Source organism: Acidovorax sp. Leaf73 (genome assembly GCF_916855635.1).
Lineage (GTDB): Bacteria > Pseudomonadota > Gammaproteobacteria > Burkholderiales > Burkholderiaceae_C > Acidovorax > Acidovorax facilis.
Genome location: NZ_CAKASI010000002.1, coordinates 410820 through 423757, shown reverse-complemented (window position 1 = coordinate 423757; position 12938 = coordinate 410820). Strand labels below are relative to the sequence as shown.

At 66.6% G+C, this 12938-nt stretch carries 13 protein-coding genes; 8 read left to right on the top strand and 5 right to left on the bottom strand.

Features of this window, described 5'->3' with window-relative positions:
- Positions 1–39: 39 nt before the first annotated feature.
- The 4 genes from LPA35_RS08295 to LPA35_RS08280 all read right to left on the bottom strand — a co-directional run bounded on the left by LPA35_RS08295 (position 40) and on the right by LPA35_RS08280 (position 3098).
- The gene (locus tag LPA35_RS08295) at positions 40–984 is read right to left on the bottom strand and encodes a LysR family transcriptional regulator (protein ID WP_055398579.1); all 945 of its coding nucleotides are present in this window, start codon (positions 982–984) and stop codon (positions 40–42) included.
- A gap of 185 nt (positions 985–1169) precedes the next feature.
- Complete coding sequence (locus LPA35_RS08290) at positions 1170–1634, bottom strand: MaoC family dehydratase (protein WP_056066019.1); 465 nt, start codon at positions 1632–1634, stop codon at positions 1170–1172.
- 96 nt (positions 1635–1730) lie between these two features.
- Entirely contained in the window at positions 1731–2351 is a 621-nt protein-coding gene (locus LPA35_RS08285; protein WP_121505563.1) for a ParA family protein, read from the bottom strand.
- Positions 2352–2459: 108 nt separating this feature from the next.
- The gene (locus LPA35_RS08280) at positions 2460–3098 is read right to left on the bottom strand and encodes a LysE family translocator (protein ID WP_228896430.1); all 639 of its coding nucleotides are present in this window, start codon (positions 3096–3098) and stop codon (positions 2460–2462) included.
- 253 nt (positions 3099–3351) lie between these two features.
- Here LPA35_RS08280 and kefC point away from each other — a divergent pair, with 253 nt between their 5' ends.
- Entirely contained in the window at positions 3352–5262 is a 1911-nt protein-coding gene (gene kefC / locus LPA35_RS08275) for a glutathione-regulated potassium-efflux system protein KefC (protein ID WP_228896429.1), read from the top strand.
- 129 nt (positions 5263–5391) lie between these two features.
- Here the strand turns inward: kefC and LPA35_RS08270 are convergent, their stop codons facing one another.
- Positions 5392–5817, bottom strand: a complete 426-nt coding sequence (locus tag LPA35_RS08270) for a hypothetical protein (RefSeq protein ID WP_228896428.1) — start codon at positions 5815–5817, stop codon at positions 5392–5394.
- Positions 5818–6047: 230 nt separating this feature from the next.
- Between LPA35_RS08270 and LPA35_RS08265 the strand changes: the two genes are divergently transcribed.
- From LPA35_RS08265 to LPA35_RS08235, 7 genes are all read left to right on the top strand, one after another.
- Complete coding sequence (locus LPA35_RS08265; protein WP_228896427.1) at positions 6048–8246, top strand: TonB-dependent siderophore receptor; 2199 nt, start codon at positions 6048–6050, stop codon at positions 8244–8246.
- A 31-nt stretch (positions 8247–8277) separates the two neighbouring features.
- Entirely contained in the window at positions 8278–9426 is a 1149-nt protein-coding gene (locus tag LPA35_RS08260) for a PepSY domain-containing protein (RefSeq protein WP_228896426.1), read from the top strand.
- 47 nt (positions 9427–9473) lie between these two features.
- On the top strand, positions 9474–10328 hold the full coding sequence (locus LPA35_RS08255; protein WP_228896424.1) for a hypothetical protein: 855 nt from the start codon (positions 9474–9476) through the stop codon (positions 10326–10328).
- Complete coding sequence (locus LPA35_RS08250; RefSeq protein WP_228896421.1) at positions 10325–10699, top strand: hypothetical protein; 375 nt, start codon at positions 10325–10327, stop codon at positions 10697–10699. The genes LPA35_RS08255 and LPA35_RS08250 overlap by 4 nt, the downstream gene beginning before the upstream one ends.
- Before the next feature lie 171 nt (positions 10700–10870).
- Entirely contained in the window at positions 10871–11515 is a 645-nt protein-coding gene (locus tag LPA35_RS08245) for a trimeric intracellular cation channel family protein (RefSeq protein WP_055398569.1), read from the top strand.
- 105 nt (positions 11516–11620) lie between these two features.
- Positions 11621–12313 carry a transglutaminase family protein gene (locus LPA35_RS08240; protein ID WP_228896420.1) on the top strand — a complete coding sequence of 231 codons (693 nt, stop codon included), beginning with the start codon at positions 11621–11623 and terminating at the stop codon, positions 12311–12313.
- Positions 12310–12753 carry a PaaI family thioesterase gene (locus LPA35_RS08235; protein WP_228896419.1) on the top strand — a complete coding sequence of 148 codons (444 nt, stop codon included), beginning with the start codon at positions 12310–12312 and terminating at the stop codon, positions 12751–12753. Before LPA35_RS08240 ends, LPA35_RS08235 begins: the two co-directional genes overlap by 4 nt.
- Positions 12754–12938: the final 185 nt, after the last annotated feature.

The window sequence follows — 12938 nt, the reverse complement described above, 5'->3', positions numbered from 1 at the left end:
ATTGTTGGTGGGCGCGCCACCCTGGCCGATGGGCTTGGGTTACTTGGCCTGCTGCCCGCGTTGGTCCGCCACGGCCAGCGGCACCTGCTCGCTGAGAAAGTCCAGAAACACCTTGGTGCGCGCGGGCAGCATGCGGCCTGACGGCAGCGCGGCATAGATGGTGTAGCGCGAAAAAATCCACGCCGGCAGGATGTGCACCAGTTCGCCACGGGCCAGGTGTTCCTCGGCCAGCAGGCGCGAGGTGACGGCCACCCCCGCGCCGTCTACCGCCGCGCGCAGAAGCAGCTCGGTGCTGACCGACTGCAGCACTGCCGGCACATCGACCTCTTGCGCGGGCATGCTGCCGTTGAGCGATTGCAGGCGCAGCTTGCGCGCTGGCCCCAACTGCGCTCGCGCGGCCATGCCGGAGTCGCGCAGATAGTCGTGTTGCAGCAGGTCTTGCGGCTCGCGCGGAATGCCCTTGCGCTCCAGGTAGTCGGGTGATGCAACAACAATCGCCTCCCCCTTCAACAGGGGGCGTGCCACGATGTTGGCATCAAAATCCTCGCCCGCCACCATGATGGTCACATCATATTCATCCACCCTCGCCGAGGCATAGGCGTCCAGGTCGATGTCAAGCAACAGCTTGGGGAATTCCGCATGCCACAGCGCCACCATGGGCGCCAGAAAGTTGGTCGCCAGCACCGGCGCCGCAACGATGCGGATGGTGCCGCGCAGATCGCGCGTGTTGGCCGCCGCTGCCGCTTCGGCGTCGTCGATCTCGTGCAGGATGGTGCGTACGCGCTGCAGATAGGCATCACCCGCGTCGGTGAGCGCCAGCTTGCGGGTAGTGCGCTGCAGCAGCCGCGTGCCCAGATGCTGCTCCAGCTCGGCCACCATGCGGGTGACCACAGGGGGTGACATGTCCATGGCGCGGGCGGCGGCGGCAAAGCCGCCCTCCTCCACCACACGCTCGAAAATTTTCATGGCTTGCAGGCGGTCCATGGTTCAGACCTCCTGCCCAAAAACACGAGCATCTAACGAGAACACAGTCCGTGGAACACGCTGGATCCAGGCCAGCGACCGCCGCGCAAGGGCCGCCCCGCCGCGCTGGCGGTGTCTCCCTTCCCGAATGGCGCAGCCATTCGAGAGAAGGGGGAAGCGGCGCAGCCGCTCAGGGGGTTGTCCTGCTACGCCGGAGCGCCGAAATTGCGCGCCAAAGACTCGGCCACGCACACCGGCTTGTCGCTGCCCTCGCGTTCCACCGTCACCAGCCAGGTCATCTGCATGCCATCGGGCGCCACGGGCTCGGCAGCCTGCAAGGTGAGACGCGCGCGCAGGCGGCTGCCCACCGGCACCGGTGCCGTGAAGCGCACCTTGTTCAGCCCGTAGTTCACGCCCATGCGCGCACCCTCGATGGTCAGGCCCGTCTCGAAAAACTGCGGGATCAGCGACAGCGTGAGAAACCCGTGCGCAATGGGCGCGCCAAACGGCCCGGCCTTGGCACGCTCGGGGTCCACATGGATCCACTGGTGGTCGCCCGTGGCCTGGGCAAACAGGTTGACCTGTTCCTGCGTGATGGTGATCCAGTCGGTCACGGCGACCTCCTGGCCCACGCAGGCGCTGACTTCGGAATAAGAGCGGAAGATTTTCATCGTCGCAATGTAGCCCCGCACCCAGGCGCGCCTTGTCTGCCGGGTGACAGGTGTTTTCCCGAGGGGCTGGTTGTACGTTCTGCTTCACGCTGTCCTTCAAGAATTGAGCCAGGCACAAATGCCTTGCCACTGCTCCAGGTCGCGCGCCACGCGGCCGGGCGCCACGTCAAACAGCGTGAGACCATGCGCCGCCAGGTGGATGTAGTTCTGCGTATCGCGCAGGTAGCCCAGCACCGGGAAGCCCAGGCTGTCCACAAAGTGGTGCAGCTGCTCGGCGGCCTTGGTACGGGCGTCCACGCGCATGCCCACAATGCCGATCTGCACCCCTTCAGCGCGGCGGTGCTCGGCCAGTTGGTCCAGAAAACTGCGTGTGGCAAAGATGTCGAACACGCTGGGCTGCAGCGGCACGATGATCTTGTCGGCCAGCTTGAGCACATCGTTCAGCCGCCAGCCGTGCAGCCCGGCAGGGGTGTCGAGCACCGCGTGCGTGGTGCCCTTGGGCGGGCGGCTGATCACGTCCGAGCTGATGCCATCCCAGGCGCCAATGGGGCGCGCGGCTGGCGGGCGCAGACCCAGCCAGAGCTTGGCGGATTCCTGCCGGTCGGTGTCGCCCAGGATCACGGGATGCCCCTGGCTCGCGTAGTAGCCCGCGATGTTGGTGGACAGTGTGGACTTGCCCACACCACCCTTCGGGTTGGCGACAACAACTACTGGCATGACAACCTCCTTGGAATCTGCGTATCCATGAAAAACCAAGCCAAATCAGCCTCTAGCGCTTTATAGGCAAGCGCAAGCAGCTATTAAAATCGAAGCGCAACCATCCTATCAAGCGTGCTGCCCGCCGCGCTTGACGAAGAACAGCCCGGCGCCCACCGCCATCAGCAAGCCGCCAAACACACGGTTTTGCGCCCGCACCGCACGCGCGCTGCGCATCAGGCGGCGCAGCGCGCTGGCACCCGCAGCGTAGCCGTGCATCACCACCACGTCCACCGTCACCGTGGTGGCGGCCATCACCAACAGTTGCGTCCACAGCGGGCGCGTGTCGGTCATGAACTGGGGCAGCACCGCCACCATGAAGATGATGCCCTTGGGGTTGGTGGCGTTGGTCAAAAAACCCGTGAGGCAGCGTTTTTGCCAGGTGCCGGCCGACTCTGCTTCATCACCCTGCACCGGCGATTTGTCCCCGGCACGCCACTGCGCAAAGCCCACATAGATCAGATAACAGGCGCCCAGCACTTTCACCACGCTGAAAGCCACCTCGGACGCCAGCAGCAGCGAACCCACGCCCGCCCCGGCAATCAGCAAAATCAGCAACAGGCCCAGCTGCAGGCCCAGGATGGTGGCGCCCGTCTTGCGCACGCCGTACGACAGCCCATGGCTCATCGACAACACGGCCCCCGACCCCGGCGACACCGCAATCAGGCACGATGCCGCAAAAAAAGCCAGCCAAGTCTGAAAGTCCATGAATCACCAAGCCCGTGTGCGAAGAAGGGCGAGCATCTTAACAACGCCCCCGTGCCGCTGCCATGATCTGGATAAAAATGCCTGCTAGCGCTTGACCATAAAGCGCTATCAGCTATCAAAATAGAAGCATTTCAATGGCATGCCACGTGCACCCCCGCATCGCTACGGCAATGCCAGAATCCTGACACGCCCACGCCCGCCCGTCCGCCCCCTGCGACGCCCCTCCCAACGCCACCACTATTGCCGCGCCTCCATGGAACACGCCCCCACCTGGCTCACCTACGGTTTCCTGTACCTCACCGCTGCCGTGCTGGCCGTGCCCACCGCCAAGGCGCTGGGCCTCGGCGCCATCATTGGCTACCTGGCGGCGGGCATCGCCATCGGGCCCTGGGGCCTGGGGCTGGTCAGCAACGTGCAGGACATCCTGCACTTTGCCGAGTTTGGCGTGGTGCTCATGCTGTTCCTGGTCGGGCTGGAGCTGCAACCCAGCCGCCTGTGGGCGCTACGCCGCCCCATCTTCGGCACCGGCACGGCCCAGGTGCTGGGCTGCGCGGCCGTGCTGTTTGCGCTGGGCGCGCTGGCAGGCCTGCCCTGGCGCGTGAGCCTGGTGGGGGCGCTGGGCCTGGCGCTGTCGTCCACGGCGATTGCGCTGCAGTCGCTGGCCGAGCGCAACCTGATGCGCACGCAAAGCGGGCAGGCGGGCTTCTCCATCCTGCTGTTCCAGGACGTGGCGGCCATCCCCATCCTGGCCCTGCTGCCCGTGCTGGGCGCAGCCGCTGGCGAAGGCGCGGGCCACACGCCGGGCGAGATGGTGCTGGAGGTGCTCAAGATCGTCGGCGTGATCGCCGCCATCATCCTCGGCGGGCGCCTGCTGCTGCGCCCCGTGCTGCGCTGGATCGCCAAGAGCAACACCCCCGAGATCTTCACCGCCGCCGCGCTGCTGTTGGTGGTGGGCATCGCCTACCTGATGGTGCTGGTGGGCCTGTCGATGGCGCTGGGCGCATTCCTCGCCGGTGTGCTGCTGGCCGACAGTGAATACCGCCGCGAGCTGGAGGCCGACATCGAGCCCTTCAAGGGCCTGCTGCTCGGCCTGTTCTTCATCGCCGTGGGCATGAGCATCGACTTCGGCGTGATCCTGCGCTCGCCCGGGCTCATGGCAGCCATCCTGGTCTGCTTTCTGGCGGCCAAGGCCGTGGTGATCTACACACTGGCCAAGATCGTCGGCATCCCCTACCAGGAGCGGCCGGTGTTCACCCTGCTGCTGGCCCAGGGCGGCGAGTTTGCTTTTGTGGTGTTCCAGGCCGCAGCCGGTGCCAGCGTGTTCCCGGCCGAGACCGCGTCGCTGCTCATCGGCGCAGTGGCGCTGTCGATGCTGATCAGCCCGCTGCTGCTCGTGGTGATGGACCGCGTGCTGCTGCGCCGCTACGCCAAACTCAAAACCACCACGCCCCAGGCCGAGGAAATCTCCGAGCCCCAAGAGGCGCCCATCATCATCGCGGGCTTCGGCCGCTATGGGCAGATCGTCTCACGCGTGCTGCTGGCCCAGGGCATCCCCACCACCGTGCTGGACCACAGCGTGGACATGCTGGAGGTAGCGCGCACCTTTGGCTACCGCGTGTTTTATGGGGACGCCACGCGGCTCGACCTGCTGCGCATCGCCGGGGCCGAACATGCGCGCATCCTGGTCATTGCCGTGGACGATGCCGAGCAGTCCCTCCAGATCGCCAAGCTGGCGCGCGAGCACTTCCCGCACCTGCAAATCGTGGCGCGCGCGCGCGACGTCACGCACTGGAACAAGCTGCGCGACCTGGGCGTGACGCTGGTGCAGCGCGAGCTGTTCGAGTCCAGCCTGCAAAGCGCCCACACCGTGCTGGAGCTGATGGGCCTGCCACCCGCGCAAGCCACCGTCATCACCCAGCGTTTTCGCACCCACAACATCGCCCTGGCCGACCGCATGTACCCGCACCACAAGGACCGCGCCAAGTTCATCGCCGTGGCGCGCGAAGGCCGCAACCAGTTTGCGGAGCAGATGGCGCGTGAGCGGCAGGAGAGTGCGGCGCTGGGTGCGGCCGCTGGTGCATACCCGGGCTACGGCGCAACGGAGGATGGCCCTGGCGGGGACGCCCCCTTGAACACCAGTACCTCTGACAAAAACAAACCTTAGCGCTTATCTTTATTGCCCGCATTGCTATTCATTCAATAGCATCCAACAGCACCCCAGGAAAGTAGCCAACGCTATCGACTCAGGGCTGCAGCCCCTTGTGGCCTCAGTGCTTGCCCTCAACGCAGCCGGCTACCGCCGGCACAAGGGGGCGGCCTCATGGACCCGGCTGTATCCGAACACAGGGCTCAATGAAATACAGCCCGCCCCGGCATCACCGCTCGGCACCCAGGCAACGATGTCGGAGCTGCCCGGCGCTTGCTTCACAAACTCGCGCATGCGGCCATGCTCGTAGGACGCGTTGGCAGGCGATTCACAAAAGAGCTTCGTGCTCGTGTACCGCCGTCCTTCCAAGACATACGAAAACTGCACGTCTGGTACGCCCACCCGGTTGCCTCCTCGGGGGTGCTGCCGGGGCACCACGGAGGTGAAGGTCACGGGAACGGTGTAGAAGTTGCACGCAGGTGGAGGGCCGTCGTGGAACAGCATCATGGCCGTGACCCACAGCAAGGGGCCCAGGATAAGGGTCAGTCCCAGGACTGCAGCAAAGCGTCTCACCAGACGTCCTCTCAACGATCAGCAGCCCGGGAGTTTGCCCCAATTCGCCATCCCCAAGAAAAGCTGGCGGCCGGTCGCACGCGACCAAAGCCGGAGCAAAGGAATGCAGCGCCATCGCCGCAAAAGATAATCATTCGCATTACAATCCATCACCTTAAGCCAGCCAGCGTCCCGGGACATCACGCGAGCCAGTGCACTCCGCGTTTTGCCCACTCTCCAACGGGACACCCATGCCTTTCCAGCCCTCTCGCGCAGCCCTGGCGTCCAGCGCTGCCCGCACTTTGGCGCATGCCATTCCTTCGGTCTGCCAAGCCCGTCTGTTCGCCCTGACACCCCTTGCCCTCTGCCTGGCCCAGGCCGCAATGGCCCAGCAGGCTGACGCACCGGCAGCAGAGGCCGCGGCCTCTGCCCACAGCGCCACCGCCCCCCAGCTCCAAGAAGTCCGCATCAACGCCAGCACCGAAAAAGACATGGGCTTTGCACCCGTGGAGGCCCAAACCGCCAGCAAGGCGCCCATGCGGCGGCTGGAGACGCCGCAGTCCGTCAGCGTGGTCACGCGCGAGCAGATGGAGTCGCGGCAGATCACCAACGTGCAGCAAGCGCTGCAGACGGTGGCGGGGGTCAGCCCGGTCAACTTTGGGCGCCGGGGGTTTGACGATCTGAATATCCGGGGCTTTCGCTCCACCGAGTCCATCCTGGTCGATGGCCTGGTGCAAAGCCCGGGCATGTGGGCCAAGCTGCAGCCTTATGGCTACGAGCGCTTCGAGGTGCTCAAGGGCTCGGCCTCGGTGCTCTACGGGCAGGTGCAGCCGGGCGGCATCGTCAATGCGGTGAGCAAGCGGCCCAAGAAGGAGGCGATCAACGAGGTGGGTGTGGAAGTAGGCAGCTTCGGCCAGCGCACGCTGCAGGCCGACATCAACCGGCCCTTGTCCGAATCCGGCAAGACGGCGCTGCGCATCAATGCGCAGGTGTCCAACGCCGACGACCCCACGCAGTTCGTTTACCGCAAGGACCGGTGGTTTGCCCCATCGCTCTCCATCGACCTGGGCGCGCAGACCGACCTGGTCCTGTTTGCCACCTACAGCCAGAGCGAGTGGATGCGCCAGCAGGGCATCACGCCCTACGGCACGGTGCTGCCCAACCGCAATGGCACGTTGTCACGCACGATGTTCACGGGCGATCCGAGCTTCGGTGTGTATGACGTGGAAAGCACCACGGTGGGCTATGCGTTGGAGCATCGCCTGTCGGATGCCATGACCTTCCGCCAGAACGTGCGCTACGAGACCGAGAAGGGCACGGGCAACTTCGTCTCCAACCAGGCATTGCAGGCCAACCAGCGGCAGCAGAACCGCCAGGCCTCGCGCCAGTACATGGACTACGACCTGCTGGCCACCGACACCTCGCTGCTGTCACGTTTCGAGGCCTTGGGCGTAAAGCACCAGCTGGTGACGGGCCTGGATGTGCGCAGCGGCACCAGCCTGCTGGCCAGCCGTACCTGCCGCATCGGCGCGCTGGACCTGTTCGCGCCCGTCTACGGCATGCAGGCCACCTGCCCCGAGGCGCTGACGCAGGATGCGCCCGCCAAACTCACCGTGGCCGGGCTGTATGCGCAGGACCAGATCAAGTTTGGCCAGGGCTGGACGGCCCTGGTGGGCCTGCGCCGCGACTGGTCCACCACCGATACGAACAACCGCGTGGCCAACACGCAGACGCGCCAGAAGGACAACGCCACCACGCTGTCGGCCGGGCTGGTGTACGAGTTCAAGCCCGGCTGGGCCGCGTATGGCAGCTATGGCGAGTCGTTCCTGCCCCAGTCGGGCCTGACGTTTGGCGGATCGACCTTTGTGCCCGAAACTGGCAAGCAGTGGGAGGCGGGCGTGAAGTACGAAGCCCCCGGCGGCCAGGTCACCGGCGCGCTCGCCGTGTTTGACCTGGTGCGCGAGAACGTGACCACGGCCGACCCGGTGAACACGGGCTTCAGCGTGCAGACCGGCCAGCAGCGCGCTCGCGGGCTGGAGCTGGAGCTGGGCGCGGACCTGAAGAACGGCTGGAAGCTGACCAGTGCCTACACCTACACGCAGACCAAGGTCACGCGTGACACCAACGCCGCCATCGTGGGCAAGCCACTCAACCTCACGCCACGCCACACGCTCACGGCCTGGGCCACGTACAAGCTGCCGCAATACCAGCGGGTGACGCTGGGCCTGGGCGGGCGGTATGTGAGCGAGCAGATCGGCTCGTACCCGTTCACACTGCCTTCGTACTTCGTGGCCGATGCGTCCGTGAGCTACGTGGGCGAGAACTACCGCGTGACGGCGGGCGTGAAGAACGTGTTCAACAAGGCGTATTACGACGGCGCGATCAATGCCAACGTGGTCTCGCCCTCGCTGCCACGCAACTTCAACCTGGGCGTGACCTACTTCTTCTGACGCACTGCTCCACCCCTGCCGCCCGCACGCCATGACCAGCCAGCGCACGCTCAACCGCCTGTTCACCCTGCACTCTTGGGCAGGCATCGTCACGGGGCTGCTGATGTTCATCGTGTGCTTTTCGGGCGCGGTGGTGGTGTTCAAGCACGAGATCGACCTGTGGGCCAATCCGTCGCTGGCGCAGCTGCCGCGCTCTGACAAGCCTGCGTCGCTCGACACGGTGCTGACCCAGCTGCACACCCGCTACCCCGGCGCCACGGTGGAGACCATCGCGCTGCCGGATGCCGTCAACCCCAGCTACTTCGCCTTTGTGCGCGAGCGTGGCGCGCCCGCCAACACCCGCACCAAGGTGGCCTTGCGCTCCGACACCGGCACGGTGGTGGGCCCGTTGGACAGCCAGCTCGGCCAGTACCTGCGCATGCTGCATGTGTTCCTGTTCTTCGGGCCGCGGTGGATCGTGGGTTTCCTCGGGGTGGCGATGCTGGTGCTGATTGCCACGGGCATCGTCATCCACCGCAAGATCCTGGCCGAGCTGTTCACCCAGCGCTGGGGTCGCAGCTTCCGCGTGGTGATGTCGGACCTGCACAAGTCCGCAGGCATCTGGGGGCTGGGCTTTCACATCCTGATCGCGGCCACGGGGGCGTGGATGGGACTGGCGCCGCTGTTTGAGCAGGGCTACAAATACGTGACCACCAGCACCGATGCCACCGCCTCCAAGCCAGCGCGCAAGGCGGGCGGTGACGCCACCGAGCCGGTGCCCATGCAATCGCTGGATGCGCTGTACGCCACAGCGCAGCAGGCTGTGCCCGGCCTGGAGGCGCGCTACGTGTCGCTGCGCCGCTGGGGCACCAGCACGGCCGAAGCGGGCTTTACCGGCAATCTCAGCAACCATCTGGCCAGCACGGCGCGGGTGGACATCCACGCCACCACCGGCGTACCCAAGAAGGTGCACGACCCGCGCACGGCGGGCTTCTGGTCGCTGGTCAACGGCCTGATGGAGCCGCTGCACTTTGGCGACTTTGGCGGGCTGGCGCTGAAGTGGCTGTATTTCTTTCTGGGCATGACGCCCGCGTTCCTGTCCATCTCGGGCACGCTGATCTGGCTGGATGCGCGCCAGCAGCGCAGACGCGAGGCCGAGGCCGCACAGGCCACAGCGGGCGGCATCGCGGCTGCGGGCTGACACCAACGCCAAGCGGCCCCCTTCACAGCTCCACAGCTTCGCTCCCCATGCAACGTTTCTTTCTGGCCCTGCATGCCACCACGCCCGCCGCGCTCATCGTGGCGGTGTTCGTGCACCTGTGGGGGCCGGCGGGCCTGCCCTCGCTGGCGCAGCGGCCCGTGTGGGCGGTGTGGGCACTCATCGGCGTGTGGCTGCTGCTGTCGGCAGCGGCGGCGTGGGCGCTGCGCACGCTGGCGCTGTGGCGCGTCTCGCTGGGTAGCGCGGGCGTGCTGCTGGCCGTGGCCGGTGTGGCCGGGCTGGTGCTGGGCAGTGCCCAAGGACCCGCCATGTTGGTCAGCCTGGTCGCCATGGGGCTGATCTGCGGGGGCATCGCGGTTTTTATCGGGCCCCAGCGGGTGCAGGCGCACCGGCGCAGGGCGTCGCGGTCTGCGGCCGTGGCCCGACCGGGCTCTGCAGTGCACACAACCACCGCCCACCCGCGCTGGCACCCACGCGGTTGGGCCCGCTGGGTGGGGTCAGCCCACTGGCCCTTCTGGCTGACCGGTGTGCTGGCGGTGGAATCCTTCCGCCTAGCCCATATCGTGGCCACCGAACCCGCACGGTCGTCGGGCATGCTGGGCCTGCTGCTCGCCTTCTTCGTGGCCCTGCCCGCTGCCACCTTGCGCCACTGGGCGCCCCGCACCGCCGTGCTGCTGTGGGCACTGGCCGCGTTGGCCTATGGCGGCCTGGCGGCCAAGGCGGGGATGGTGCAGTGGGCCGTGGCGTCGGCGTTGTGTGCCCTGGCTGTGGGTGCACCGCTGCGGTGGCGCGCGCGGCGGGCGCTGTGCCGGCGGCGGGCGGGCCACGGGGCGCCGCACGCGCCCAACCCAGGGCCCGACCGCCACCCGCCGGAGGCCGCATGAACGAACTCATCGGCGCCAGCGCCGCGCTGGCCTCATTGATTGCACTGACCCGCTGGGCGCGCACCGTGCCCACGCGCGCCTGGGGCGACGGCACGCCCCCAGCCACTGCGGCATCCCGGCGCGCCTGGGCTGTGGTTCTGGCTACCCTGGTGCTGCAGGCCCTCGCGGCCACCGCTGCGGCGGGGCTGGCGGCGGGGCTGGCGCTGGTGGTGGCGGCCTGGATGGTGCTGGGCTGGCTGCTGGTGCTGGCCATGAACCAATGGCCCGCCAGCAGCCTGCGCTGGGGACACCGCCTGGGCGCACTGGGCGGCACAGGCTGTTTGCTGGCGCTGGCCTGGCAGCTTCTTCGGGCGGGGGGCTTGGCGTCATGAAGCACCCCAGTTGCCCAAGAGCAGGGACATTGGCGGATTGTTTTTGAATAAAAACAGGCCCCAGCGCTTGATCAGCAAGCGCTGTAAGCTATATTTTCAATAGCAAAAATTGACAGGCAGCGTGCTGCCAGCCCCTGCCCGCTCCCACAGCGCCACGGCACAATCGCGCCCATGGACCTGCCGCTCGACGCCCCCTGGATTCACACACTGCGCTTCACGCTGGAAGTGGCGGCCACCATCGCGTTTGCCCTGTCGGGCGTGATCATGGCCGCGCGCAAGCGGCTCGATGCCGTGGGCGTGTGTGTCGTGGCCTTTGTAGCCGCGTTTGGCGGGGGCACGCTGCGCGACCTGCTGCTGGACCAGCGGCCCTTCTTCTGGATCCGCCACACCGAATTCGTATGGGGCATTCTGGCGCTGTGCATCGGCGCCATGCTGTTCATGCGCCAGCGGCACTTTCAGCCCACCGAGCGCGCCATGCTGCTGCCCGACGCCATTGGCCTGGGCCTGTTTGCCGCCGTGGGTGTGGACATTGCCACCGCCATCGGCATGCCGCCCATCATCAGCGTGATGATGGGTGTGACCACGGGCGTGTTTGGCGGGGTGCTGCGCGATGTGTTGTGCAACGAGGTGCCCCAGGCCTTCAGCGACCATCGGCCCTATGCGCTGTGTGCGTTTGCCGGTGGCTGGGCTGACGTGGCGCTGCGCCAGCTGCAGGCGCCCGACTGGGCACCGCTGTTGGCCTGCGTGCTGCTCACGGCCGGGCTGCGCGGGCTGGCGTTGTGGCGCAACTGGGAGCTGCCCGCTTGGAGGGTGTGATGGGGGCATCGAGCCCCTGCCGCGCCGGGCTGGCGCGCCTGTGACAGCATCGGGTGCCCGGGGCCCGCACACTGGCCTTCGTCCGACTGCAGGAGACACACCACAATGACCACCACACCCACGCCCGCCCACCTGCGTGCCACGGCCCTTATCGACAGCGACGCACCTTCCATCCAGGCCTTTGCCGCCCAACACGCGCGCGGCACCACCGACCGTGACCGTGCCGTGGCCCTGTACCTGGCCGTGCGTGACGGCTTTCGCTACGACCCCTACCGCATCGACCTCTCGCCCCAGGGCATGGCGGCCAGCACCGTGCTGGCCAACGGCCACGGCTGGTGTGTGCCCAAGGCCGCTCTCCTCACCGCCGCATGCCGCGCGGCGGGCATCCCCGCGCGCATGGGCTTTGCCGACGTGCGCAACCACCTCAGCACCGAGCGCATGCGCGAGACGATGAAGACCGACCTTTTCATCTGGCACGGCTACACCGACATCTGGCTGGATGGCGCCTGGCGCAAGGCCACGCCCGCGTTCAACATCGAGCTGTGCGAGCGCTTTGGGCTGCTGCCGCTGGAGTTCGATGGCGAGAACGATTCGATCTACCACCCGTTCGACAAGACCGGCCAGCGCCACATGGAGTACGTACGCCAGCGCGGCGCCTTTGACGACATGCCGCTGGCGCAGATCGTGGCGGACTTTCGCACGGTGTACAGCGGCTGGCTGCCCGAGGACGGTGCCACCCACAGCAGCCTGGAGGGCGCCAGCTTTGCGCAGGATGTGGCGAAGGAGGCCCGCGCATGAGCAGCCACGCCGAGATCCCACCGGGCTTTGCACCGCTGCAGTCTGGCGGCCCGTTCATCCAGCACAACGGCCCGCTCTACCTGCGCCACGAAGGCAGTGTGGTGCAGTTCGGCTTCCGCGTGGAGCGCCGCCATGTGAACCCCATGAACAACCTGCACGGCGGCATGATGGCCAGCTTTTGCGACATGCTGCTGCCGCTGTCGGTGCACCGCAAAAGCGACCAGGTGGCCGACCGCTTCCTGCCCACCATCAGCCTGCAGATCGACTACCTGGCCCCTGCCTCGCTGGGCGCCTGGGTGCAGGGCGAGGCCGAGCCGCTGCGCGTCACGCGTTCGCTGGTGTTTGCTCAGGGACTGGTGACGGCCGATGGCGTGCCCTGTGCGCGGGTGAGCGGGGTGTTCAAGATCGGGCCTGCGGTGCCCAGCGACGCTGTGGAGTGAGCCCTGTAGGCCCGGCATGGCGGCGCGTAGCAGCACGTCCTTGTGCTGATTGCCCCCCTTGTTGCACGACCATGCCGACAGCTCAGCACCATTTAATTCATAGATATTATTTTTTATCGAATTAACACGCATCTATGAATAATTTATACCATTCAGCTCTTACCCTCAGTCACCTGCAAATAATT